Source organism: Streptomyces sp. NPDC050264 (assembly GCF_040655895.1).
In the GTDB taxonomy this organism is placed as follows: domain Bacteria; phylum Actinomycetota; class Actinomycetes; order Streptomycetales; family Streptomycetaceae; genus Streptomyces.
This window is the reverse complement of record NZ_JBFAKV010000005.1, coordinates 352,012-377,895: the sequence shown is the minus strand read 5'-3', so window position 1 is coordinate 377,895 and position 25,884 is coordinate 352,012. Positions and strand designations below refer to the sequence as shown.

Genomic DNA, 25,884 nt, shown 5'->3' with positions numbered 1-25,884 from the left:
GGGTAAATCTTAGGGGTTTCGGGTAATTGTCCGGTAAGCGGAAGGTTTTACTCTTTTGTGTCCCGCCAAAGGGAACGGAACGACATCAAAACCCCTCCGAGGAGAAGGGTGTTGCGTACGGCCATCACCGCGATGCCCAGCCACGTACCGGCCTTCACGTCGTCGTACAGCACCGGGTACGCGAGCGCGCTCACGCCCGCCGCGGCGAGGACCAGCAGCGCGACCGGACGCTGGGTGGTGCACCGCGCGGTGAGGCAGACCGCGGAGAGGCCGAGGAGCCAGACCAGGTACTGCGGGCTGATCACGCGGCTGGTGACCGTGAACAGCAGCACGGCGCAGAGCGCGGCGTCGTACGGGGTCGCCGCCGAGAACCGCCGGGCCCGCACCCGCCACCACAGCAGCGACGCGAACGCCGCCGCCGTCCCCGCGAGCGAGAGCGCCGCCACGACGCCCACGTACGGCCCGACGAACTCCATCGCCCCGAACTGGTACCGGACGTGCCCCGGCCATCCGGCCCGGCGCGCCAGCATGAGTGCCGTCCCGCCGACCGACTCGATCTGCACCCCGCGCCCGCTCTGCCCGCCCAGGAACGAGAACGGCGAGCGGAAGGCCAGCGCCAGGACCAGGAGCAGCGCGGCCGCCGAGGCGAGTGCCGCCGTCCACGCCTCTCTCGTCGTACGTCCCCGGGGTGCGCCCAGCAGGGTCAGCGCCGGCCAGACCTTCACGAGGGCGCCGAGCGCGGCGAAGGTGCCGGCGGCGCGGGGCGAGCGGTGCAGGGTGAGCAGCGCGAGGACGGCGAGAGCGGTGACCTCGATGTCGTAGCGGGCGAGCGGGATGTGCAGGAGGAGGGGGAGGCCCGCCGTCCAGAGCCAGCCGCCGCGCGGGTCGCGGCCGCCGCGCACCAGCACGTACGTGACGAGTGCGTCGGTGGCGAGGGTGAGCGTCACGAACGCCTGGAAGTACGTCGGGCCCGGGAGCAGGCCGGGTGCCAGCAGCACCGGCCCCGCACCCGGCGGGTACTGCCACAGGGGGTCGTCGGTGGGGAACGTGCCGTGGGCGAGCGTGACGCTCCAGCGCGCGTACAGGTCGTGCACCTCGCGGGCGACACCGCCGGCCCCGAGCGGGTGCGCGCCGTCCCGGACGAGCAGGAGGAGCATCGCGGCGCGGGTGAGCAGCCAGGCGACGGGGAGTGCGGCGCGGGCCGGACGGGGCCGGGTGGTGGGGGCGGTGTCCGGGGCCGTGGGCTGTTCTAGCGTGTCGACTGTCACGATGTGGGAGCGTATGTCCCATGTTGCCCCTGAGGGCTCAACCGAGCGCCCCGGCCCGGGCGGGTGTCCCGGCTCGAGCGGGTGTTCAGGCCCGGTCGAGCGTCGCCGCGTCCAGTGCCGCCGTCAGCCGGTTCAGGCGCTCCCGCAGGTCCTCGATCTCCGCCAGTTCGAAGCCCGTCGCCCGCGCGATGCCGCGCGGGACCTCGGTCGCCCGCTCCCTGAGGGCGGCGCCCGCCTCGGTGAGCGTCACGTTCACCGAGCGCTCGTCGCGGGCGCTGCGTTCGCGGCGCACGAGCCCGTTCGCCTCCAGGCGCTTGAGCAGGGGCGAGAGCGTGCCCGAGTCGAGGCGCAGGCGCTCTCCGAGGTGCTTGACCGGGAGCGCCGCGTGCTCCGGGTCCTCCCAGAGGACCAGCATGACCAGGTACTGGGGGTAGGTGAGGTCGAGGTCCTTGAGGAGGGTGCGGTAGACGCTGCCGAACGCGCGCGACGCCGCGTTCAGCGAGAAGCAGATCTGCCGGTCGAGCCGCAGGAAGTCCTCGTCGGGGCGGATGTCGGTCATGGCCCCAGGATAACTGAACGCGTCATTAAGTTGTGCACAATTGAATTGCGTGCTCTACTTGTGGCTGTCAGGACTTCACGGACGTACGCAAGGAGCCCCCTCATGGACGCCATCTACACCGCCGTCGCCACCGCCACCCACGGCCGCGACGGACGCGCCGTCTCCTCCGACGGCGTGATCGACCTCCAGCTCGGCATCCCCGAGGCGATGGGCGGCAACGGCCAGGGCTCGAACCCGGAGCAGCTCTTCGCCGCCGGTTACGCGGCCTGCTTCGGCAGCGCCCTCGGCCTCGTCGGCCGCTCGGCCAAGGTCGACGTCAGCGACGCGGCCGTCACCGCCGAGGTCTCCATCGGCAAGCAGGGCGAGGGCTTCGGCCTCTCGGTCGTGCTCCGCGTCGAGCTGCCCGACTCGGTCGACGCCGAGACGGGCCGCAAGCTGGTCGAGCAGGCCCACCAGGTGTGCCCGTACTCGAACGCCACCCGCGGCAACATCGACGTGGACCTCGTCGTCGAGTAATCCGTCACCGGGAGCCGACCCGCGCGAGCACCTCGCCGGTCCGGGGGCTCCAGGCCACCATCACCGCCTCCGCGGGCAGCTTCTGGCTCTTGTCCAGGAGAAGCCAGTGCACCCGGTAGTGGCGCGCGATGGCCGTGCGCTCCGAGCGGGTGGACTCAGGGGAGAGGTAGGCGCGCACCGCGTCGAGGCGCCGATGGCGCTCCCGCTCGTCGAGGGCCGGGTCCGGCCAGGCCGGGGCGAGCAGGTTCGGGCCGTACCCCGGCAGCGAGCGGGTCGGCCGGTAGCCGTTGGTGAGGACCACGTCGCCGGGCGGGATGTGCTGCGCCGCCCAGGTGTACGTGGGCCACATCGGGGGCTGGTCGAAGCCGCGCGGCACGACCGCGCCGGCCTGCACCGTGAGGAAGCCGAGCGCCGCGCCCGCCGCCGCCAGCAGGCCCAGGGCGCGGCGCGGCCAGGTCCACGGGCGGGGCGCCGCGAGCGCGATCGCCAGGGAGAACTGGAGCGGGACCAGGGCCAGGCCCATGATCCGGCCGTACGTGTAGTGGCCGGTGGCCCAGCCGTAGGCGATGACCAGGACGTCGAGCGCGAACATGAGGGCCAGCGGGTCCCGGCGGTCGCGGCGGAACCTGAGCCACAGCACCGGCAGGCCGATGAAGGCCAGCCAGAACCGGGCGGGCATCTCGGTGTAGAGCTGGTGGTGGATGGAGTCGACGCTGGTGTCGCCGACCAGCGACAGGACGTCGTAGTACGGCCAGACCAGGGCGGTGGCCGCGGCGGTCACCGCGGTGAGGGTCCAGCGCACGTCGAGGGCGCGCAGTCCGACGGCCACGACGCCGAGCACCGCGGCCACCGAGGAGATCGGGTGGACGAGCAGGATGACGCCCACCAGGACGCCGAGCCCCGCGTACGCCCACCACGAACTCGTCCGGCGCAGCCGGGCCGCCCACGCCCAGGCCCAGAACGCCAGGCCGATCGCGAACGTGGACGGATAGCCGAGGTTGCCCGTCATCGAGAGCAGGCCGAGGTAGCCGCTCCACCAGGCCGTGCGGGTGCCCCACAGCAGCGTCATCGCGGCCAGGGCGAGGACGGGCGCCCACTGCCGGGACGTCAGGGAGCGCACGAAACGGTTCAGGCCGCTCAGCAGCACCAGCAGGTTCAGCGGGCCCGCCAGCTTCACGACCTCCCAGCCGGCCAGGCCCGTCAGGCGCGCGAAGACGCCCTGGGCGACCGCGTACGGGGAGTAGTAGGGGCTGCCCGCGCCCGGCAGGTCCGCCATGGGGTGACGGGGGTGCGACAGGGACGCCTTGAGGCGCTCCACGACCGCCGCGTGCTGGCCGAAGTCGCAGCACATCGGCACCCGCCAGTACGCGAGCGTCATCACCAGCCAGAACAGGCCGCCGAGGACGAAGAACGGGGTGGGGCGCCAGAAACGGCCGCCGCGCAGGGCGGTCGCGCCGCGGACCGTCCCCCGGGTGAGCGTGGCGGCGGCCGGCGGCGTCATCGCATCAGCCGTTCCGCCACCCGGGCCGCCGCCTGTCCGTCGTCCAGGTCGCAGTAGGCCGTGCGGAACGCCTCGTACGCCGCCGCGTGCCGGGGCGCCAGCGTGTCCAGCTCCCGCAGCGCGGACACCACTTGGGCCGTGGAGGAGAGCAGCGGGCCCGGGGCGTGGTCCTCGAAGTCGAGGTAGAAGCCGCGCACCGTGTCCCGGTAGTGGTCGAGGTCGTAGGTGTGGAAGAGCATCGGGCGGCCGGTGTGCGCGAAGTCGAACATCAGCGACGAGTAGTCCGTCACGAGCACATCGGCCAGGAGCAGGAGTTCGGCCGCGCTCGGATGACCGGTGACGTCCCGGACGAACGGGGCACGGGCACCGGTGAGGCGGCCCGTCGACTGCGGGTGCTTGCGGACCAGCAGCACATGGTCGGCGGCGAGCTCGCGTTCGGCCGCCGCGAAGTCGAAGGCCGGCTCGTGCCGGAAGCGGCCGGGGGAGTGGGCGAGGTGGTCGCGGTAGGTGGGCGCGTAGAGCACGATCCGTTTGCCCGGCTCGATGGCGAGGTCGTGGCGCAGCCGTTCGGCCCGCTCGCGGCGGTCGTCGGCCGTGGTGAAGAGGACGTCGTTGCGCGGCGAGCCCGCCTGGAGGACCTCGCCGCTGTAGGAGAGGGCCCGCGACAGGTGCGGGGCCGACCAGCGCGAGGGGGCGACCAGGACGTCCCACTGGCGGGCCAGCTTCGGCAGCAGCGTGAGGTGGTCGTGGTCCGCGTACAGGGTGTCGGTGAGGTCGGCGCCGATCCGCTTGAGCGGACTGCCGTCCCAGGTCTGTACGACGGTCTGGCCCGTGCGGCGCTCGAAGAAGTCGGGCAGCTGGTGGGCGGTGACGATGCGGCGGCAGCGCGCCAGGGCCGCGTACCACTCGGCGGAGAACTCCTCGATCCCGCGCGCGGTCGGCGGCACGTGGGTGCGGCCGTCGCGCGTCACCCACAGGTGCTCGACGGCCGCGCCGCGCCGCACCAGCTCCGTGTGGACCGCGCGCGGCGAGTCCCCGTCGACGTACAGGACCGCGTCGCGCAGGGGGAGCAGGCGCTGGGCCGGGTAGTGGAGGGTGCGCAGCCGGTGGCGCCGGTAGGGGCCGCGGTCGGCGGGGGACAGCGCGGGACCCGCCTCGACGAGCAGCCGGTCGCCGAACCGCCGGTCGAGGGTGAACTGCCGCGCCGAGTACGGCCGGTGGCGGGGCAGCTCGGCGCCGACCGAGGTCAGGACGCGCACCGGGACGCCGTCGCCGTGCCGGTCGTCCGTCTCCCGCAGGAACGCGTACCAGCGGCCCTCCCACACCTTCGACGCGGTGACGACGGCCCGGAAGCGGCCCTCCTCGTGTTCGGTGGGGGTGGTGATCTCCTCGGTGGTCGAGCTGTGCCGCAGCACGAACTCCGGTCGCTCCCAGCTGTGTGCGGACGCCGTCCCCGCGACGACGAAGGAGCCGTCGTCCGCCCAGCCCACCAGGTCGGCGATCGGCTGGCGGGTGAGTTCGACCACGAGCTGGCCCTGGTCGTTGGCGGTCGCGCACAGCTCGCGCTCCCCGGCCGGGTACCGGCCCGGCTCCAGATCGAGCGCCGCCGCCACCGAACGCGTCTTCCCGTCGGCCAGCGCGAAGTTGACCTGCCAGCGGTCGCCGTGCGGCGGCTCGACCTCCTTGGGCGCGCGGTGCGGCGGCTCCGGCACCGCCGCAAGCTCGGCGAGCGGCACCCGCACCAGGAACCGGCCGCCCGCGCACGTCACCGGATACGCGAGCTCGGTGCCCGAGTGCTTGTGGGTGAGGCGCAGGGTGCGCGGCTCGATGCCGTTCAGCAGGCGGCCCGCGAGCACCATGGCGCCGTGCTCGGCGTGGTGGTCGTCGGCGAGTGCCGCGTGCGCCACGACCTTCAGGACGAGCCGCCCCTTGGTGTGGCCGACGACGAGGCGTGTCCCGTCGCCGAGGTCGCGCACCAGGTGCTGCTGCGCGGAACCGTCGAGCGCGCGCAGGGCCGCGCGGCGCAGCTGCCCGCGCCCGGCGACGACGATGCCCAGGTTCCAGGTGCCGGGCCGCCACTTCCCCTTCACCTTCAGCTTCTCCGGGTCGATCGTCATGGTGAAACCGGAGTGGTCGTAACTGTGCAGTTCCTGGCCGGAGTCGGCGGTGGCCAGCGGGTCCACGGCGCTGCGGGTCGGTACCCGGCGCACCTGGGTGCGGCTGCCCGCGGCCTTGAGCAGGCCCGTCTTCACCGACTGCCCGGACCGGGCGGCGGCCACGTTCTTCACGTACGCGTAGCCGCTCAGGCGCAGCTTCCCGTCGGCGCCCCACGCCGTCTCGCGGACCCGCGCCACCACCGGCATCTCGCGCCTGCCGATCTTCACCAGGCTCTCGGGCAGGCGGGCCAGGACCGGGTAGGAGGCGGTGCGCCGCAGCGCCCCGCGGAGCTGGAAGGCGGTGCCGTTGCGGCGCTCGAAGGAGAGCAGGCGGACGAGGTCGTCGAGGCGCCGGGTGCGTACGAGATGCCACTTCACGCGCAGGTCGAGGGGGAGGGCGTCGGCGGCGGCCGGGTCGGCGCGGCGCAGGAACGCCGCCGTGTCGTCGATGAAGGCCCGCCGGTACTCGGGCCCGCCCATCGGCAGCCCGTCGAGGAAGTACACGAAGTCGTCGCGCAGGCAGGACGTGTCGTAGGACTTCTTCAGGTCGGGCCGGTCGGGGAAGCGCTCGGCGAGGAAGCGGCTGACGTGGTCGCAGGCCGCGATCCGGTCGCGGACCCCCTTCACGTCGGTGCGGCGCCGGGTGATGGAGCCCTCGCGCACCCGCCAGTAGTAGACGTGGTCGTCGAGGACGTCCACGGACTCGGCGAGGAAGTGCGCCGGGATCATGACGGGGGTGTCCTCGTACAGCTTCCCTTCCGGGAAGGTGAAGTCGTGCCGGTCCCAGAACGCGCGCCGGAACACCTTGTTCCAGGCGACCCGGTCGGACAGCAGCTGCCGGTCGCGGGTGATGTGGGTGCGCTCGCGGCGCCGCGTCAGCCACTTGTACTGCCAGGCCTGCTGCCGGCCGCGCTCGTTCAGCCGCCACACGTTGCCGGTCGCGAAGTCGGACCCGGTGCGCTCCAGGCTCGCGGTCATCCGCTCGTACGCGTCGTGCGGCACGACGTCGTCACTGTCGACGAACGTCAGGAACGCGGCGCCGGGGTCGGTGTGCCGCACTCCGGTGTTGCGGGCGGCGCTCAGTCCGGCGTTGTCCTGCCGGACGTAGCGGAAGCGGGGGTCGCGGTCCGCGAAGGCGCGGGCGATGCGCGGGCTGTCGTCCGTGGACCCGTCGTCCACGAGGACCACCTCGAGGTCGGTGAGGGTCTGCGCGGCGATCGACTCCAGGCACTCGGCCAGGTAGTCCTCGACGTTGAAGACGGGCACGACGACGCTGAGGCGGGGGCGAGGCTTTTGGGGCATTCGTCTTATTTGCCCATTTGTGCCCACGGTTTTGCCTCGACTCGCCCGTGTGGGTCAACCGGCCGGCCGGCCGGGGTCCCCCGTCGCGGGGCTCCGTGCCCGCTCGACGGCCGGGAGGCTGAGGTACCGTCAGGTGTTATGTCCAGATTCTCCGTTATTGTTCCCGCGTATCGCGTCCAGGGCTATCTCCGGGAGTGCCTGGACTCCGTGCTCGGCCAGAGCCACGCGGACTGGCAGCTGATCGTCGTCGACGACGCCTCGCCGGACGCCTCCGGCGCGATCGCCGCGGAGTACACGCGGCGCGATCCGCGGGTGCGGGCCGTCACCCTGCCCGCCCGCGAGGGCGTCGGCGCCGCCCGCGCCGCGGGAGTGCGCGTGGCCACCGGCACCTACCTCCTCTTCCTCGATGCCGACGACGCCCTGCTGCCCGGCGCCCTCACCGCGATCGACGTGGCACTCACCGGGGCCGGCGACCCCGACGTCCTGCTCTACGACCACGACCGCACCGACTGGTGGGACAAGGTCCGCGGCAGCGGCGACGACCTCGCGGGGGACACCGACCCGCTGACCCTCACCCCCGCCGCGTGGAACCGCGCCGTGCGCCGCGAGTTCTGGGCGGAGCGGGGGCTCGCCTTCGCCGCGGAGGGCCCGTACGAGGACGTGGTCCCCGCCCACCGTGCCGTCCTGGAGGCGGCCACCCTCGCGACGCTGCCGCGCCCCTGCGTGCGCTGGCGCAGGCGCCGCGCGGGCGGCCTGGCCGCGACGCCGGGACGTCAGCACTTCGCGGTCGTGGAGCGCTACGGAGAGCTGCTCGCGGGACCGGGCGACACCCAGCGCGTCTTCCCCGTCGCCGTCGGCCGCGTCCTCGACGTCCTCGACGACTCCACCCGCACCCCCGCGGCCGACCGCCCCGAGCTGTTCCGCCTCGCCGCCGAACTGCACCGCGCCCACCGGCCCGCCGGGCACACACCCCTGGACGAGCGGGAACAGGCCGTCGCCGCCGGGTCCTGGCCCGCGTACCAGAAACAGGAGAAGACCAACGGGCTGAAGCGGTCGGTGGGTTCGGCCCTCAAGCGGCAGAAGAAGAGGCTGCGCTCCCGCGTCATGAAGGCCGCCTACCGCACCGACCTGCGCACCGCGCGCCTCGACCCGGACCTCGCGGTCTACGGCGCGTACTGGAACCGCGGCGTCAGCTGCAACCCGGCCGCCATCCACGCCGCGGCCCGCCGGACCGCCCCGCACGTCAAGGGCGTCTTCGTCGTCTCCTCCCGCCACCAGGAGCGCGTCCCCGCCGGTGTCCCGTACGTCATCGAGGGCTCGCGCCGCTACTGGCAGGCCATGGCCACGGCGAAGTACCTCGTCAACAACTCGTCCTTCCCCGGCGGCTTCACCAAGCGTCCCGGCCAGGTCTACCTCCAGACCCATCACGGCACACCGCTGAAGAAGATGGGCCTGGACCAGCGCCGCTACCCGGCGGGCACGCACGGCATCAGCTTCGCCAAGGTCCTCGCCCACACCGACCAGTGGGACTACAGCCTCTCTGCCAACCCGCACTCCACGCAGGTGTGGGAGCGCGTGTACCCCTCGTCGGCGTACGCCCCGCTGGAACTCGGCTACCCCCGCAACGACGTCCTCTTCACCACCGGCGACGACGAAATCCGGGCCATCCGCCGGGAGTTGGGGATCGGCGACGGGCAGCGGGCGATCCTCTACGCCCCTACCCACCGCGACTACCAGAAGGGCTTCCTGCCCCGGCTCGACCTCGTCCGGTTCGCCGACGCGCTCGGCGACGACCACGTCGTCCTGGTCCGCGCCCACTACTTCTACGGCGCCGAGGCCGGCCTCGCCGACACACATCCGCGGCTGATCGACGTCACCGGACACGGCCGCGTCGAGGAGCTGTGCCTCGCCGCCGACGCCCTCGTCACGGACTACTCGTCCGTGATGTTCGACTACGCCTGCCTCGACCGCCCGATCATCACCTACGCCCCCGACTGGCAGGCGTACCGGCTGGCCCGCGGCACCTACTTCGACCTCCTGTCGGGACTGCCCGGCGACACCCCGGGCGCGGTCGCCACCACCGAGGAGGAACTGCTCGCGCTCTTCCAGGACGGCGGCTGGGACAGCCCCGCGACGACCCGGCTGCGCGCCGCCTTCCGCGAGCGGTTCTGCGCCTACGACGACGGGGGCGCCGCCGACCGGGTCGTACGGAAACTGTTCCTGAACGGATGACGTGCCCTGACTAACCGCCGCAGAAGGCCCGTTGCGCGTCGAGGGGGTCCGCCGGGACGCGCAGGGCGGTGCGGGCCGGGGCGCCGGTGAGGTTGTGCCAGAAGCGGGCCGGGGTCAGCGGGGCGCGTACCGAGTCCTGGAGCTCCGCGATCGCGCCGCACCGCAGTGCGCGGCGGGCGGCACGGACCGGGGCGCTCTCGCCGGGCGCCGGGTCCGTGTAGTCGGCGATCAGCCAGGCCGGGTCCACCGGTTTCTCGTGCCCCGCCTTGCTGAACAGGACGGGCGGGGTGTGCGCGCCCAGCGGGTTGGCGAGGCTCAGGGAGTCGACGGCCCGGTCGGTGAGGGGGATCACCGTCCCGGCGTGCCCGAGGCGGGCCTCCACCCCGACGAACGCGGCCGGGACGCGCGGCGCCAGCGGCAGCTTCAGCACCGTGCGGTCGTAGCGGGTCTCGATCAGCAGGGTCCTGGTGCCCGCCGTGCGGAGGCCGCGGACCTCGCGCGCGAAGAGGAACCGCCGGTCCGCGTGGGCCCGTTGGGTCACCGGGTGGTCCTGCCCGGTGTTCGCCACGTAGCCGGCGTGCTCGTCGTACACGTGATAGGTGCCGTCACCGCCGTGGTACGCGGGGCGCCACAGGAACGCGCAGCTCAGCGCCCAGGTGGCGACGGCCGCGAGCGCGGCCGCCGTGACTCTGGACCACGGCACGGCGAAGAGCGGGAGCAGGATCAGGAACAGGCTCGGCAGCAGCATCCGGCCGTGCATGAAGTCGCCGCCGACCTTGACGACGAAGACGGCCGTCGCCGTGCCCGCCACCACGGGGGCGGCGGCGACCAGCGGCATCCGGTGCCCGCGCGGGGCCGTGCGCCGGACGAGGAGCGCGCCCGCCGCCGCGAGCACGGCGAGCGGGAGCCACAGGCGGTACGGCCCGGTGAAGTCACCGAGATAGACCAGCCCGCGGTCCCACAGCGTCCAGGACGCCTCCTTCGTGACGGCGGGCAGCGGCACCAGGATTCCGTAGTAGCCGGCGCGGAAGATCTCGTAGGCGAGCGGCAGCGCGAGGCCCGCCGCCGCGGCCGTGAGCGTGCGCCGCGGTCCGGGGCGCACCACCAGCCACAGCACCGGCGCGTACACCACGGCGACCAGCGCGAGGTCCGGGCGGACCAGCGGGGCGAGACCGAGGAGCACGGCCGCGACGGTGAACGGGCGCCCGGACGAAGGGTTTTGGGGCGACGGGTCCGGGGCCGATGAGCGTCGGGCCGCGCGCACCAGCGCCCACCAGCTCGCCCCCAGCCAGGCGAAGGCGAGCCCGGTCTCCAGGCCCGACGTGGCGTAGTCCCACACCGCCTGGACCGGCAGCAGCACCAGCACTCCGAGCGGCACCACCCGGGCGGGGCGGCCGTACAGTTCCAGTGTCCCGAGCAGCGCGAGGGCGAGCCCGCCGACGGCGAGGGCGAGGCCGAGGAGCACGGCGACCGTCGCCGGGTCCTGCCGGGTGACGTACGTCGCCGCGGTGACGAGCCACACCCACAGGGTGCCGGTGGAGGTCTCCACGCGTTCCCCGACGTTGAAGACGGGGCCGTGGCCGGCGAGGAGCTGGCGCACCACCCGCGTGTAGATGAGGCCGTCGTCGCCGATCCAGCGGTGGTGCCGGCCGAGCACCGCGAGCGCGAGGGCCGGTCCGGCGACGGTCGCGGCCCGTGCCACGCGGCCGCGTGACGTGGGCCGGCCGGGCGCGGACCGGCCCTGCGGCGACGGAACGAAGGGCAGCCGTCTGCCCCCGAGAAGAGTGGTCATGGTTGAACTTATCGGTACATAAGTGGGTACGTTACGAAAACGTGGCCACGGTGGCTTGACGCGGACCGTAGCCCTCGCGCCGCCCCGGCAGTTGAGGGAGCGCCACGACCCAGCCGAGAGGAACCGACCCGCATGCACCCCTCCGCGTACGCCCACATGAAGCTCTGCGTCGAGCAGTACCTGCCCCACGAGGGCCGCCACCGGGTCGTCGACCTGGGATCGCGCATCTCCGACAAGCAGACCAGGACGCACCGGTCGCTGCTGGACGGGCGCGACATCGACTACGTCGGCGTGGACGTGCTCGAAGGGCGCAACGTGGACCGGGTGATGACCAAGCCGTACCGCGTCCCCGTGAAGTCGAGGAGCGCCGACTTCGTCATCTCGGGCCAGGCCTTCGAGCACATCCCGTTCTTCTGGGCGACGATGCTGGAGATCGCCCGGGTGCTCAGGCCCGGCGGCACCGCCTTCGTGACCGCGCCCTCGCGCGGCCACGCGCACGACGAGCAGGACTGCTGGCGCTACTACCCGGACGGCATGCGGGCCCTCGCCGCGTACACCGGGCTCGAACTGGTGGAAGCGCACACGGACTTCCCGCCCTTCAAGGGCATCCGCCACAACTACCCGTCGATCGACGCCAAGAACTCCTACTGGGGCGACACGGTCGGCGTCTTCCGGCGGCCCGCGAAGTACCCGGAACTGCGCATGGGGCTCGTGCGCGGAGTGACCCGCTGGTGGGCGAACCGGGTCGGCGGCGTCGACGGCATCGCGGTCCCGGCACCGCTCGACGGGCGCGAGCTGTGCGCGCGGCCGCAGGGGGTCCCCGCCCAGGTGGGCTAAGACGGGTCACCCGGGCGGGCCAGTACCAGTGACCGGGCGGCCCCGCGGGGGTTGGGCAGTGGATGAAGATCTTGAACCGGCCCACTGTCCCGGCCCGCCCGGCCGTCCCCGGCGCCCGCCGCCCCGGCGCCCCGCCCGGCATCCCGGCCCGGTCCTGGGCCGTGCCCCTCGCCGTGCTCGGCGGCACCGCCCTCGTCGCCCTGCGCGCCGCGGCGCTCGGCCAGTGGATCGTCGACGACGCCGCCGTCACCTTCGCCTACGTACGCAGCATCGGGGACGGCCTCGGCCCGGTGCAGCAGGCGGGGGCGCCGCCCGTCGAGGGGTACTCCAACCCGGTCTGGCTCGCCCTGCTGCTCGTCGGGCGGGTCCTCGGCCTCTTCGACCACGGCGCCTGGTTCGGGGTCAGCGACCTCGCGCTGTTCCCCAAGGTCCTCGCCCTCGGCTGCGTCGCCGGGACGCTGGCCTGCGTCGGGGGAGCGGCGCGGGTGGCGCTGCCCGCGCGCGCCTGGCTCGTCGTGCTCGGCACGGGCGGACTGCTCGCCGCGAACCAGGCGTACGTCGTGTGGTGCTTCTCCGGCCTGGAGAACTCCCTGTACGGGCTGCTCGCCGCCGCTCTGGCCCTGCTGCTCGTGCGTGGCGGCACCACGCCCCGCGTCGCGTGCGGCGCCGCGGGACTCGCCCTGCTCGCCGCGCTGACCCGCCCCGACGGTGCCGTGCTCGCCGCCGCGTACCCGCTGACCGTGCTGCTGCTGCGGCGCCGGGACGCGCTGCGGGCGGCGCTGATCAACGGCGCCGCGTTCGGCGCGGGTTACGGCGCCTTCCTGCTGTGGCGGTTCGCCGAGTTCGGGCTCTGGCTGCCCAACACCGCGGTCGCCAAATCCCAACAGCCGCCCGATACAGCCGAGTTGGCGAAGGTGAGCGAGCTGCTCGGCTACGCGGGCTGGGCGTTCGTCCTCGTCTGCGTCGCGTGCGCCGGGATCGTCGTGGGGCGGCCGGGTCCCGCGCGGCGCGTGCTCGCCGTGCTGTGCGTGCCGCTCGCCCTCACCCTCCTCGCGTACGGGGCGCTCGCGCGGGACTGGATGCCGCTGTACCGGTTCGCCACCCCGGTGTGGGTGCTCGGCTCGGCCGTCGCCGCGCTCGCCGTCACCGCCGTGGCGGGCGCGGCACGGCCGCGGGCCCGGGTCCTGCTCGGCTGCGCGGTCGCCGGCGCCCTGGTGCTCTCCCTCGCCGGACAGGGGGCCCGCGGCGCGGGGTTCCGGCGCGAGCCGACGCTCTCCATGTGCTGGGTCGCCGACCGCTACGGCCGCACCTTCGACGCGTACGCCGACCGGCTCGGCCTGCGCCCCGGCGCCACCGTCGCCCTGCCCGACCTGGGCGGCACGCTGCTCACCAGCCGGCTGCGGGTCGTCGACGTCGCGGGCCTCACCGACCGCAGGATCGCCGACGCGTACGCGGCCCACGACAAGGCCGCCCTCACGCACTACGTGCTGACCGAGACCCGCCCCGAACTCATCCACACCCATGGCACCTGGCCGGGCAAGTCCGGTCTGACCGCGGCCCGGCTCACCGCCGCCGGATACGTGCCGCTGTACCCGGAGAACACCGGCGGCGACTACGTCCTCGCCTCCGCCGTGCCGGGCGGAGAGCCCCGCATTGACGCCGTACGGCAGTGGGCGAAGCCCCGTATCGACCGGATGAACCACGAGAAGCAGAACGAACGCGGCCACCTCGGCGACTGCGGGGCGCGGCTCAGCCCCGCCCCGGCCGCCGCACCGGCGGGCCCGGCCGTCCCGCGGCCCCCCGGCACCGGCGCCGGGGTGGCCCCGCCCCCGGACGGCGGCCACGTACACCCCATCCCGCTCGCCCCCGCGCGGCCGACCCCCGTCGTGCCCGTCTCCCAGGAGGTGCTCCGGTGACCACCGCGCTCGTCCCCTCCCAGCCGCTGCGGCAGCGCATCCGGGTGGCCCGTACCGACCGGCTCGACTCCCTCACCGGGCTGCGCTTCCTCGCCGCGTTCGCCGTGTTCACGCACCACTTCACCGGCGCGAGCCCGTCCGGCGGCGTCGCCCACGCGCCCGTGCTCTTCCCCTACTCGACGATCGGCATCACCGGCGTCGACTTCTTCTTCGTCCTGTCCGGGTTCCTGCTCGCCTGGGGACACAGGGCCGGGACCGGCGCCAAGGACTTCTACCGGCGGCGCGCGGGCCGCATCCTCCCGCTGCACCTGGCGGCGACCGTGCCGTGCATCTGGGTGTTCCACGTGTGGGGCGGTGTGCCGTGGGACCTGCCGAGTTTCCTGGCGTCGCTGGTGCTCGTGCAGACCTGGTTCCCCGGCGTCGTCCCGATGTTCCCGGGCAACGGGGTCGCGTGGACGCTCAGCGTCGAGGCGCTCTTCTACCTGCTGTTCCCGTTCGTCATCCGGGGCGCCTACCGGCTGCGGACGCGGACCCTGCTCGGCCTCTCGGGGGCCGGGATCGTCGCCATGTGGGCCCTCAACTGGTGGACGGCCACGCACCTTTCACCGTTCTACAGCGAATGGGTGATGCGGCACCCGGTGACCCGGCTGCCCGAGTTCGCGCTCGGCCTCACGCTCGCGCTCGCGGTGGGCCGGGGCATCCGCGTCCCGTTGAGCCCCGGCGTCCTCGCCGCCGCCTTCGCCGCGTACACGGTGGTGTACGCGCACCGCGGCGCCTGGTTCACCGACACTGTCACCGGTCAACTCACCTACTCCGTACGGCCGTTGGCGGCAGTCTTCTCGGTCCTCGTGATCGTCGCGTATGTGCAGCGCGAACGCGACGGGCGGCGCGGCTGGCTGTGCACCCCGGTCATGGTGCGGCTCGGCGCCTGGTCGTACGCCTTCTACCTGCTGCACCAGACCGTCAACCGCCTGATCGTCGACCACTGGGGCCGCGCGCACCCCTCGAACGAGTCCGTGTTCACCCTGCTCGGCGTCGCGGCCGTCGTCGTCGCCCTGTCCTGGGCCGCGTACACCTACGTCGAGGAACCCGCCCGGCGCTGGTGGACGCGCCGCTGAGCCACGTAACGTGACCGACCCCTGACGCACCGTGACATGGAGGGTGAAATGCGCGTAGTGTCCCGCCCCATGGCATGGAAGAAAGCCGTCAACGGCGCGCTCCGGACGCTCATCGGATACCAGCTGACCCGCCCGCGGGTGCCCGCTCCGCGCGCCGGGGTCCCGAAGGCCCCGAAGCCCGCGCCCGCGCCCGCGTCCGCTGAGTCCAAGGGGCTCCACCTGCCCGTCGACTACGACGACGAGGCCAAGGAGACGATCCGCGCGGTCAAGCCGTGGACCATGACGTCCCCGGAGCGGCTCAACGCGTTCATCCTCGCCACCCGGCACGTCGTCCGGCACGGCATCCCCGGTGACATCGTCGAGTGCGGCGTGTGGCGCGGCGGTTCCATGCAGGCCTGCGCGAAGACGCTGCTCGGCTGCGGCGTCGCCGACCGCGACCTGTACCTCTTCGACACGTACGACGGCATGACCCCGCCCACCGACGAGGACCTGCGGCGCGACGGCACGCCCGCCGCCGACATCCTCGCGCGGCACGGCAAGGACAAGGCGATCTGGGCGTACGCCACCCTCGACGACGTCAAGTCCGGCTTCCAGCAGGTGCCTTACCCGGCCGAGCGCGTCCACTACGTGCAGGGCAAGGTCGAGGACACCGTGCCGGGCGAGGCCCCCGACAAGATCGCGATCCTGCGGCTCGACACCGACTGGTACGCCTCCACCAAGCACGAACTCGACCACCTCTACGACCGGTTGGTGCCCGGCGGCGTCCTGCTCATCGACGACTACGGCTACTGGCAGGGCTCCCGGCAGGCCGTCGACGAGTTCCTGGAGCGGACCGGCGAGCGGCTGCTCCTGCTGCGGATGGACGAGGGGCGCATCGCGGTCAAGCCGTGAACTGCGCTCCACCTGCGTGTACTTGACGATCGGCCCCCGCGTCGCGTGGAGCGGGGGCCGACGTGTGATCACTCGAATGGCCCAGGACGGGTGACCGGGAACAGCGGCACCGGTTGTTAACGAGTAGGCCCATCGCCGTCCGCCGGAAGGAATGTGCGCAGCGCATGACACCCCGCCTCACCGTCGTCGTTCCCATCCACAACGTCGAGGAGTACCTCGGCGCCTGCCTGGAGTCGCTTTCGGCGCAGACCATGCCGGACCTCGAGGTCGTGATGGTCGACGACGGCTCCACCGACGACAGCGGCGGGATCGCGCGCGAGTTCGCGGCCGGGGACCCCCGGTTCCACCTCGTCGAGCAGGCCAACGCCGGCCTCGGCGCCGCCCGCAACGCCGGCACCCGGCACGCCACCGGCGGCTACCTCGCCTTCGTGGACAGCGACGACGTGATCCCCGAGGCCGCCTACGAGCTGATGCTGAACGCCCTGGAGGAGTCCGGCTCGGACTTCGTCACCGGCAACGTCCACCGGCTGCGCGCCGACGGCTCCACCGAGCAGTCGCCCATGTTCCGCAGGGCGATGGCCTCGACCCGCACCGCCACCCACGTCACCGCCGACTGGGACCTGCTCGCCGACCGGATCGCCTGCAACAAGGTGTTCCGGCGCAGCTTCTGGGACAAGCACTCCTTCGCCTTCCCGGAGGGCGTGCTCTTCGAGGACATCCCCGTCGTGCTGCCCGCCCACTTCCTGGCCCGCTCGGTCGACGTCCTGGACGACACCGTCTACCTGTGGCGGGACCGCGACGGCTCCATCTCCAACCGCCGCGCCCTCCCGCGCGCCGTCCACGACCGCACCGGCTCCGTCGCCCACGTCAGCACCTTCCTCGCCGGGCGGCCCGAGTGGCAGGAGGCCAAGCGGCGCTACGACGCCTCCGTCCTCGCCGGCGACCTGTGGATGTTCATGGAGGCGCTCCCCGACGGGGACGCCGCCTACCACGAGGCGTTCCTCGACCACGCCAACTCCTTCGCCGCAGGAGTCGACCCGGCCGTCCTCGACGAACTGCCGCTCGGGCTGCGGGTGCGCTGGCGGCTGATCCGCGAGCGCCGCACGACGGAACTGCTCGCCTTCATGGCGTACGAGAAGCGCAACCCGGGCGCCTTCCGGGCCCGCCGCGGACTGCGCGGACGCCGGGCCGACTTCCCCGCCCTGACCGGCCGGCTGCCGCGCAAGGTCGTCGACCTGGCCCGGGGGGACCTGCCGCTGGAGGCCCGCGTCACGTACGCGGCCTGGGGTGAGGACGGCACGCTGCGGCTCAAGGGCTACGCGTACGTACGCAACCTGCCCGCGGGCCGGCTCGGCGCCCGCGTCCGCGTCGCCTGGCTGCGCGCGGGCAAGCGCCGGGCCGTACCGCTGCGGCTGCGCACCGTCCGCTCCCGCGAGGCGACGCTCGCCTCCAAGCAGGGGCTGCACAGCTACGACCGGGCCGGGTTCGAGACGGTTCTCGACCCGGCGAAGCTCGTCACCGGCCGGGCCAGCACCACCTGGAACCTGGAGCTCGGCGCCTACGCGGGCAGCCTGTTGCCGCGCACCGGGCCGGTCCGGATGAACGGCCCGTGCCCGCTGCCCGTACGGCACCTCGACGACTTCCTGCGGGTCGCGCCCACCCTGCGGGGCGGCCGGCTCCGGCTGCGCGTGGAGCGGCTGCCCGCCCGGCTCGCCGCACACTCCGGCGACGGAGAAAGGGTCCTGCTGCACGGCGAGCTGGCGGACCACGGGGCCGCCGCGCCGGTCGCCGTGCGCGTGGAGAACTGGCGCACCAAGGAGGCCCACGACCTGCCCGTCGCCGTCGACGGGCGCACCTTCACCGCCGAGGTGCCGCTGGCCCTCTTCGGCGGCTCGGACGGGCCCGCCGACCCGTGGGGCGCCGGGCTGGTCCGCCCGGACGGCAGCTGGGCCTCGCTCGCCGTGCGCCCCGACATCGCGCCCGGCCGCTACGGCCTCGGCGGCGGCCGCGAGCTGATGGTGCTCGCCAACCCGTCCGGCAACACCGAACTGCGCGACCAGACGGTACGGCCCGTCGTCGACACCGTCCGCTGGGCGGAGTCGGGCCGGCTGCTGCTGGCGGGCAGCTACCCGGACGCCGGGCGGCGCGAGCTGGTCCTCGTGCACAGCGGCCACGACGAGGAGGCCGTCGTCCCGGTCACGCTCGCCGACGGCCGCTTCGAGGTCTCGCTGGACCCGCACGCGCTCCCCGGCCCGGCCGGCACGCTGCCGCTGGCCGAAGGCAACTGGTACCTGTTCCTGCGCGGGACCGGCGACAGCGACCCCGACAGCCGCGTCCCCGTCCTCGTCTCGCCCGCCCGCCACCCGGAGCTGCCGCTCACCAGGGAGCTGGGCGGCCGGGACTTCGTCGTGCAGCGCCGCCACCACGACCAGCTCCTGCTCACCTCCGGCACGTCGCTGCCGGAGCCGGACCGCGGGCGCGGCGCACAGAACGCCCTGCGCGCCGCCTACGCGACGCAGCGCACCCTGCCGCGCCGCGACGCCGTCCTCTACGTCAGCTTCGACGGGCGCCAGCACTCCGACTCGCCGCGCGCCGTCTTCGACGAACTGGCCTCGCGAGGAACCGAGTTGGAGCACCTGTGGGCGGTGCGCGACCAGCAGGTGGAGCTGCCGCCCGGCGCCGCGCCCGTAGCGATGTGGAGCGCCGCCTGGCACGAGGCGCTGGCCCGCTGCCGGTACATCGTCACCAACACGCACCTGCCCGACTGGTTCGAGCGCGCCGAGGGCCAGTGCGTCGTCCAGACCTGGCACGGCACCCCGCTCAAGCGGATCGGCCGCGACCTGACGGGCAGCGCCTCCGCCGACGTGCAGTTCATCGCCACGCTGCCCGACCGCGCCGCCCAGTGGTCGCTGCTCGTCTCCCCGAACAGCTTCTCCACGCCGGTCCTGCGCGGCGCCTTCGGCTACACCGGCACCGTCCTCGCCTCCGGCTATCCGCGCAACGACGTGCTGCACGCCCCCGACCGCGACAAGCTCATCGCGTCCGTGCGCGAGCGCCTCGGCATCCCCGAGGGCAAGCGGGTCATCCTCTACGCACCGACCTGGCGCGAGAACCAGCCCCGCAAGTCGGGACGCTACGGCCTCGACCTCCAGCTGGACCTGGCGGCGGCGCAGGCGGCCCTCGGCGACGACCACGTCCTGCTGGTCCGCCGCCACTACCTGGTCGGCGGCGCCGTACCCGCCTCCGACTTCGTGCGCGACGTGACCCGCCACCCCGACGCGGCCGAACTCCTGCTCATCGCCGACGTCCTGGTGACGGACTACTCCTCGATGATGTTCGACTTCGCGCAGACCGGCCGGCCGATGCTGTTCCACACCTACGACCTCGACCACTACCGGGACTCCCTGCGCGGCTTCTACTTCGACTTCGGCGCGCAGGCCCCGGGGCCACTGCTGCGCAGCAGCGACGAGGTGATCGCCGCGCTGCTCGACCCGGACGCCGCCGTCGCCGGGCACCGGGACGCGTACGCGCGGTTCCGTGAGGCGTTCTGCGACCTCGACGACGGCACCGCCGCCGCGCAGGTCGCCGACGCGATGCTCGCCCACGGCACGGACGGGGGCCCGCGATGAGCGCCCCCGAGGCCATCGACGTCAGCGTCCTTCTCGACTGCCCGGCGGGCACCGACCCGGCGCGGCTGCGGGCCTCGGTCCGCTCGGTCCTGGACCAGACCCTCGCCGCCACGGAGGCCGTGCTCACCGGCGACGGCGTCGGCGAGGCGGGCACCGCCCTGGTCGCCGGCCACCCCCGCCGGGTCCGCCTCGGCGCCCCCCGCGGCACCTACGTCCTGCCGCTGGCCCCCGGCGAACTCCTGGAGCGCAACGCCTGCCGCAACCTCTACGCGGCGGCCCGCCGCACCGGCGCCGACCTGATCGCGGGCCGCTGGACCCGGCTGACCGGCACCGGCACGAAGGAGCGCGCCCCCGAGTGGCAGGCCGGCCTGTACGCCAGGTCGCGGGTCCTCGACACCGTGGCCGAGGCGCCGGAGCTGCTGACGCGGTCCGCGCTCACGGCCGGGTACTGCGTGCGGCGCGCGCTGGTGGGGGAGGCCACGACGGGACTCGGCCGTGCCGTCGCCGCCCGCCGCATCGCCCTCGTCCCCAACCTGATCACCACCCACCGCGCCGCCCCCGACCCGCTCCGCGACCTCCCCGCGGCCGCCGACGAGCACCGCCGCGCCCTCGCCCTGATCGCCGACCCGGAGCTGCGGTCCCGCCGCGCGCACGCCTTCGTCGTCGACCACGTCCTGCCGTGCGCCCGCGCCTTCCTCGGCCTCGACCGCGCCCGCCGCGCCCAACTGGCGGCACAGGCCGCGCAGTTGCTCGACGGTCTGCTCGACACCGCCGTACTGGCACAGCTCCCGCCCCTGGACCGGGTCGCCGCCCGGCTGCTCGCCGACGGGGACGCGGACGGCGTACTCACCGCCGCGTACGCCCTGGAACGGCCCGGCACCATCGTCACCCCCCTGGCCCGCAGCGGCGACCGCGTCCACTGGAGCGCGGGCCACACCGGCGCCGCGTACGACGTCACCGAACTCGGGCACCAGCACCGGGCCCCCCGCGACCTCGCGCTGCTCAACCGCGTCACCCGGTGCGCCCGCGAGGACGGACGGCTCGTCGTCGAAGGCGAAGTCGTCGTGCCGCCCGGCCTGTTCGACGGCGAGCGCGCGAGCGTCCTCACCGCGACCCTCGACTTCAAGGTACGCGACGCCGGCGAGAAGACGGTGACCGTGCCCGTCGAGGACGTACGACTCCAGAGCGAGCACCACGAACACGGCGAGCACGGCGGCACCATCGCGTGGCGCGCCGCCGTCCCGCTCACCCGCATGCTGCGCCCCCGCGGCATCGGCGACCGCGTGTGGGATCCGCGGCTGCGGCTCGGCGTCGACGGTGAACTCCTGCCCCCGCTCGACCTGTTCGCCGAACCGGACACCGTCCCCGGCAAGGACACCGCCCTCCCGGCCAGGCCCCGGCTGAGCCGCCTCACCGCCGACACCTGGCAGCCCTACGTCACTGCCAGGCACCACCTCGCCGTCTGCCTGCTGCCGCGCGAACGGCCCGCCCGCAAGGCCAACGCCCTCGCCCGGTACGCCACGAACTTCCGCCCGGCCCGCAAGGTCAAACAGCTCTGGAAGAAGCTCCGCAAGAAGTACCAGGCCCTGCACTCGCAGCGCGTCAAGATCCGCGTCTACCGCCGGGTTCTGTGCCGGCTGCCCGTCAGCCGCGGCACCGTCGTCTTCGAGAGCCACATGGGCAAGTGCTACGGCGACAGCCCCCGCGCCATCCACGAGGAGCTCGTCGCCCGGCGCCGCGGGGCGCACGTCGTGTGGTCGTACGCGACGTCCCCGGACGGCTTCCCCCCGGACGCCAAGCTCGTACGCCGCTGGTCCTGGCGGTACCTGTGGGCCCTGGCCCGCGCCGAATGGTGGGTCGACAACCAGGGCTTCCCGCACGCCCTCGACAAGCCGAAGCACACCACGTACCTGCAGACCTGGCACGGCTCCGCGTACAAGCGGATGGGCTTCGACGAGATCCGGCACAAGACGCAGAACGCCCCGCGGCGTGAGCAACTCGCCCGCGCCGTCGACCGGTTCGACCACTTCCTGGTCCGCTCGGAACACGACGTGAACACCCTCGCGCACGCCTACCGGATCTCCGGGGACCGACTGATGCGCGTCGGCTACCCGCGCAACGACCGCCTCGTGGCGGCCAGGAAACGCGACGGCCGCGAGGGCCGCTTCCCGCGCCCGGCCCTGGCCGTCGCCCTCGGCATCCCCGACCACCGGACGGTCGTCCTGTACGCCCCCACGTTCCGCGGCGCACCGAAGAAGAACACCGTCCGGCTGCCGCTCGACGTCCGCCGGTTCGCGGAGCAGTTCGGCGACACGCACGTGCTCCTCGTGCGCGCCCACTACATGGAGGCGGCCGCCCTGCCGGTCACCCCGCCCGGCACCGTCATCGACGTCTCCGCCCACCACGACGTCAGCGAACTCCTCTGCCTGGCCGACGTGTTGGTCACCGACTACTCGTCGATCATGTTCGACTACGCGCTCCTCGACCGCCCCCTCGTGCACTTCGCCCCCGACCTCGACGCGTACGCCGCCGAGCGCGGCAGCTACTTCGACCTGCGCGCCCGCGCGGGCGGCCCGGTCGTCGCCACCCAGGACGAACTGCACCGCACCCTCGCCGGGATCAAGGAGACGGACGACGACTGGCAGGAGGCACGGCGGGCGTTCGCCGCCGAGTTCGGGGCGTACGACGACGGAGGCGCCGCCCGCGCCGTCGTCGACGCCCTCTTCACGCGAAAGGCAGGCTCATGACCGCGGCCCGCGACCTCTTCCTCGTCGCCAACACCACCGACGAGCTCGGCGGCGTCACCGCCTGGACCCACCAGATGGCCCGCCTGTTCACGAGTGCGGGCCACCGCGTGCACGTCATCGGCGTCCACGAGTCCGACCTGAAAATGGCGGTGCCGACGGCGCCCGGCTACCCGGTGACCAGCCTCTACACGCAGCACCCGCCGACCCCGCGGCCGCTGCGCGGCGCCCGCCGGTTCAGTGTTCCCGCGCGCCGCCGCGAGTCCCGCAGGGTCGCCGAGAAGAAGCGGGCCGTCGCCGCGCTGGAGTCGATCCTGCGCCCGGCGCCGCCCGGCTCCGTCGTGGTCGTCACCCAGGTGTGGCCGATGGAGTGGCTGCGCGAGATCGACACCTCGCACCTCACGGTCGTCGGCATGAGCCACGAGTCGTTCGCGTACTCCCGCGCCTGCCACCGCTACCACTGGGTGAAGCGGCACTACCCGCACGTCGACCGCTGGCTGGCGCTCACCCAGGAGGACGCCGACATCTGGACCGCCGAGGGCCTGAACAACGTCGGCTTCATGCCCAACGCCCTCGCCCACCTGCCCGCGCTCCCGTCACCGCGCACGGAGAAGGTCGTCTGCTCGATCGGCCGGCTCGCCGACCAGAAGGGCGTCGACATGCTGCTCGACACCTGGGCGAGGGTCGCGCCGTTCCGCGCGGGCTGGCAGCTGCACGTGTACGGGGCGGGCGCGGACGAGTCTCAACTGCGCCGCCAGTGCACAGAGTTGGGGCTCGACACATCGGTGAAGTGGCTCGGGCGCACCGACGACGTGCCGGGCGCCCTCGCCGCCTCCTCCGTGTTCGCCCAGTCCTCGCGCGGAGAGGGCTTCCCGCTGGCCCTCATGGAGGCGATGGCCAGCGCCGTGCCGTGCGCCGCGTTCGACTGCGCGCCCGGCGTCCGCGAGATCGTCCGGGACGGCGAGGACGGCCTCCTCGCCCCGCTCGGCGACCTGGACGCCCTCGCCGACCGGCTGCTGCGCCTCACCGGCAATCCGCGGCTGCGGGACGCCATGGGGGAGCGGGCGCGCGTCAACGTCCAGCGGTTCTCCGAGGAGCGGGTCCTGGAGAGGTGGGAGGAGTTGTTCGCTCTCCTGGAGCGGTAGCCCCTCCGGGCACCGGTCCGACGGCCTCGCCCAGCACCAGCCGCCGCACCACGCGCTCACCCGCGCGCCCGTCGTCGTAGACGCAGAACCGCTCGCGGAACGCGGCCCGCAGCTGCGCGGAGCGCGAGCCGCGCCAGTGCCCGGTGGCGAAGATGTCGACCAGTTCGTCCTCGGACCGGGCCACCGCGCCCGGCGGGAAGGACCGCAGGTCGAAGTAGGTGCCGCGGGACGCCTCGTACGCCTCCCAGTCGTCGGCGTGGATCACCAGCGGCCGGTCCAGGCACGCGTAGTCGAACATCAGCGACGAGTAGTCCGTGACCAGCGCGTCCGAGGCCAGGCAGAGGGACTCCACACTCGGGTGGTCCGTCACGTCGATGAGGCGGCCGCCCGCCGCGTGCGCCGCCGGCGCCTCGTACACGTGGTGCGAGCGGACGAGGAGCACGAAGCCGGGGCCGAGCGTGCGCAGCATCCGCTCCAGGTCCAGCGTCCGGCGCGGGGTGGCCCGGTAGTCGCGGTGCGTGGGGGCGTACAGGATCGCGGTCGTGTCGCGCGGGATGCCCAGCGACTCGCGGATCCGCGCGACCTCCTGCGAAGTCGCCGCGTGGAGACGGTCGTTGCGCGGATAGCCGTACTCGAGAGTCGTGTACGAGGACGGGAAGACGCGCTCCCAGACGAGGGTCGAGTGGCGGTTGGAGGACAGGACGTAGTCCCACTTGTCGGCGTTGCGCATCAGCTGCCCGAAGTCCGTGTCGCGGGCGGCCGCGGGATAGTCCTGGAGGTCGAGCCCCATCTTCTTCAGCGGGGTGCCGTGCTGGGTCTGGATCAGGACCTGACGGGGGCGCTTGATCAGGCGGCGGTCGAAGTTGACGTTGTTGACCAGGTACTTGGAGCGGGCGAGCGCCGTCCAGTACGCGGCCGTGCCGGGGGTGAGCCGGCGGGTGGCGGCCGGGACCGTGTGGTGGTGCTCGGGGTGCGCGATCCAGGCCGTGCGCACCTGCGGGGCGTACGCGCGGAACGCCTCCTCCAGCGCGCCCGGGTTGCAGCCGTGCCCGCGGCCCCAGTAACTGGCGAAGACGGCCTCGTTCTCCCGTACCGGGAGCCGGAGTTGGACGTGGTAGTGGAGTTGCAGGGCGCTCGCCCTGAGGGTGCGGCGGGCCGTGGCGGCGTAGCGGTGCACGCGTCGTTTGACGCGCAGGGCCGTCCACAGGGCGCGGTACGTGCGGTGCGAGCCGAGGCGGATCAGGGCGTGCCGCAGCCGGGTCCTGAGCGGGACGCGGGACCCGACGGTCCGGTAGCGGGCGTAGTGCGTGCGGGACCTGCGCAGGAACTCGGCGTGGCTGCGGCGCGGCAGCCGCCCCGGCTTGGTGAAGAGGGTGGACAGGTGGTCGACCATGCGCCGGAACATGACCGCCCGCCACTCGGCGTCCAGGTCGGGGTGCTGGTCGAGGAACGCGAAGACGCGCTCGTACTGGTCGAAGATGTCGAAGTGCTTGCGGGAGGTCGTGCCGAGGATGTTGCCCTGACGCCGCTGCCGGTAGTGGACGCAGACCCGGTCCAGGGTCGCGACGGTCTCGGCGGCCATCAGGACCGGGTACGTCCACGGCGTGTCCTCGTAGTAGCCGGGAGGGAAGGTGAAGGCCTCCCGCTCGATGAACTCCCGGTTGTACGCCTTGTTCCACACCACCATCAGGAGCCGCAGCAGGTCCGGCCGGTCGAGGAGCCGGAAGGGCGCGGGGCCTTCCTGGGTGAGCAGGTGCGCGTACTGGTTGCGGACCTCGCGGCCGTCCCAGAACGTGCGCGCGTAGTCGTGGACCAGGACATCGGGGGAGCCGGTCTCCTTGACGCGGTCCGCGATCGCCCGCAGCGCGCCCGGCGTCAGCGCGTCGTCGCTGTCGAGGAACAGGACGTAGTCCCCGGTGGCGTGTGCGAGGCCCGCGTTGCGGGCGCGGCCCAGGCCGACGTTCTCGTCGAGGTGGACCGGTCTGACCCGCGGGTCGAGCGTCGCGACCTCGTCGATGATCGCGCCACAGGCGTCCGGCGAGCAGTCGTCCACCGCGATCACTTCGAAGTCGGAGAAGGACTGCTCCAGGACCGACGCGAGGCATTCGTGCAGGTAGGCCTGCACCTTGTACACGGGAACGATGACACTGAACCGGGGCAAGGCTGCACATCCAGGGGGTCGGCGCGGGCATATTGCCCGGGAACGCCCGACGGAGTGATCGGTTACGCCGGATGTGGCAGACGGGGGACGTACGTGCGAGCGCGACGGGGGCGGGCC

Annotated in this window: 15 protein-coding genes; 9 read left to right on the top strand and 6 right to left on the bottom strand. The window is 73.4% G+C overall.

Translation table 11 applies throughout. The features are described 5' to 3' along the window. Positions 1-47: 47 nt before the first annotated feature. Positions 48-1,175 (bottom strand): glycosyltransferase 87 family protein, encoded by a 1,128-nt coding sequence (locus AB0J02_RS11440; protein ID WP_363193444.1) that lies wholly within the window; start codon positions 1,173-1,175, stop codon positions 48-50. Positions 1,176-1,353: 178 nt separating this feature from the next. After that, the gene (locus AB0J02_RS11435) at positions 1,354-1,827 is read right to left on the bottom strand and encodes a MarR family transcriptional regulator (protein ID WP_363193364.1); all 474 of its coding nucleotides are present in this window, start codon (positions 1,825-1,827) and stop codon (positions 1,354-1,356) included. Positions 1,828-1,929: 102 nt separating this feature from the next. Here AB0J02_RS11435 and AB0J02_RS11430 point away from each other — a divergent pair, with 102 nt between their 5' ends. Next, the gene (locus AB0J02_RS11430) at positions 1,930-2,343 is read left to right on the top strand and encodes an organic hydroperoxide resistance protein (RefSeq protein WP_363193363.1); all 414 of its coding nucleotides are present in this window, start codon (positions 1,930-1,932) and stop codon (positions 2,341-2,343) included. Positions 2,344-2,347: 4 nt separating this feature from the next. On the opposite strand, the gene AB0J02_RS11425 is transcribed toward AB0J02_RS11430, so the two are convergent. Together AB0J02_RS11425 and AB0J02_RS11420 are read right to left on the bottom strand one after the other, a co-directional pair. Beyond that, the gene (locus tag AB0J02_RS11425; RefSeq protein WP_363193362.1) at positions 2,348-3,844 is read right to left on the bottom strand and encodes a hypothetical protein; all 1,497 of its coding nucleotides are present in this window, start codon (positions 3,842-3,844) and stop codon (positions 2,348-2,350) included. Then, positions 3,841-7,302, bottom strand: a complete 3,462-nt coding sequence (locus tag AB0J02_RS11420; protein WP_363193361.1) for a CDP-glycerol glycerophosphotransferase family protein — start codon at positions 7,300-7,302, stop codon at positions 3,841-3,843. Before AB0J02_RS11420 ends, AB0J02_RS11425 begins: the two co-directional genes overlap by 4 nt. A 138-nt stretch (positions 7,303-7,440) precedes the next feature. On the opposite strand from AB0J02_RS11420, the gene AB0J02_RS11415 reads away from it, so the two are divergent. Continuing rightward, positions 7,441-9,534, top strand: coding sequence for a CDP-glycerol:glycerophosphate glycerophosphotransferase (locus AB0J02_RS11415; protein ID WP_363193360.1), 2,094 nt, complete (start codon positions 7,441-7,443; stop codon positions 9,532-9,534). A gap of 10 nt (positions 9,535-9,544) precedes the next feature. Here AB0J02_RS11415 and AB0J02_RS11410 read toward each other — a convergent pair whose 3' ends face one another. After that, a complete protein-coding gene (locus AB0J02_RS11410; RefSeq protein WP_363193359.1) occupies positions 9,545-11,326 on the bottom strand; it encodes a hypothetical protein in 1,782 nt (593 codons plus the stop codon). Between the two features lie 132 nt (positions 11,327-11,458). On the opposite strand from AB0J02_RS11410, the gene AB0J02_RS11405 reads away from it, so the two are divergent. From AB0J02_RS11405 to AB0J02_RS11375, 7 genes are all read left to right on the top strand, one after another. After that, positions 11,459-12,163 carry a methyltransferase domain-containing protein gene (locus AB0J02_RS11405; protein WP_363193358.1) on the top strand — a complete coding sequence of 235 codons (705 nt, stop codon included), beginning with the start codon at positions 11,459-11,461 and terminating at the stop codon, positions 12,161-12,163. Positions 12,164-12,225: 62 nt separating this feature from the next. Further along, the gene (locus tag AB0J02_RS11400) at positions 12,226-14,079 is read left to right on the top strand and encodes a hypothetical protein (protein ID WP_363193357.1); all 1,854 of its coding nucleotides are present in this window, start codon (positions 12,226-12,228) and stop codon (positions 14,077-14,079) included. After that, positions 14,076-15,197 carry an acyltransferase gene (locus tag AB0J02_RS11395; protein WP_363193356.1) on the top strand — a complete coding sequence of 374 codons (1,122 nt, stop codon included), beginning with the start codon at positions 14,076-14,078 and terminating at the stop codon, positions 15,195-15,197. Before AB0J02_RS11400 ends, AB0J02_RS11395 begins: the two co-directional genes overlap by 4 nt. 36 nt (positions 15,198-15,233) lie before the next feature. Beyond that, the gene (locus tag AB0J02_RS11390; RefSeq protein ID WP_363193355.1) at positions 15,234-16,088 is read left to right on the top strand and encodes a TylF/MycF/NovP-related O-methyltransferase; all 855 of its coding nucleotides are present in this window, start codon (positions 15,234-15,236) and stop codon (positions 16,086-16,088) included. Positions 16,089-16,252: 164 nt separating this feature from the next. Continuing rightward, the gene (locus AB0J02_RS11385; RefSeq protein WP_363193354.1) at positions 16,253-19,717 is read left to right on the top strand and encodes a CDP-glycerol glycerophosphotransferase family protein; all 3,465 of its coding nucleotides are present in this window, start codon (positions 16,253-16,255) and stop codon (positions 19,715-19,717) included. Then, positions 19,714-22,464: a CDP-glycerol glycerophosphotransferase family protein gene (locus tag AB0J02_RS11380; protein ID WP_363193353.1), complete on the top strand. Its 2,751-nt coding sequence runs from the start codon at positions 19,714-19,716 to the stop codon at positions 22,462-22,464. Before AB0J02_RS11385 ends, AB0J02_RS11380 begins: the two co-directional genes overlap by 4 nt. Then, positions 22,461-23,606 carry a glycosyltransferase gene (locus AB0J02_RS11375; protein ID WP_363193352.1) on the top strand — a complete coding sequence of 382 codons (1,146 nt, stop codon included), beginning with the start codon at positions 22,461-22,463 and terminating at the stop codon, positions 23,604-23,606. The genes AB0J02_RS11380 and AB0J02_RS11375 overlap by 4 nt, the downstream gene beginning before the upstream one ends. On the opposite strand, the gene AB0J02_RS11370 is transcribed toward AB0J02_RS11375, so the two are convergent. Further along, on the bottom strand, positions 23,533-25,767 hold the full coding sequence (locus AB0J02_RS11370; protein WP_363193351.1) for a bifunctional glycosyltransferase family 2 protein/CDP-glycerol:glycerophosphate glycerophosphotransferase: 2,235 nt from the start codon (positions 25,765-25,767) through the stop codon (positions 23,533-23,535). The genes AB0J02_RS11375 and AB0J02_RS11370 overlap by 74 nt on opposite strands. Positions 25,768-25,884: the final 117 nt, after the last annotated feature.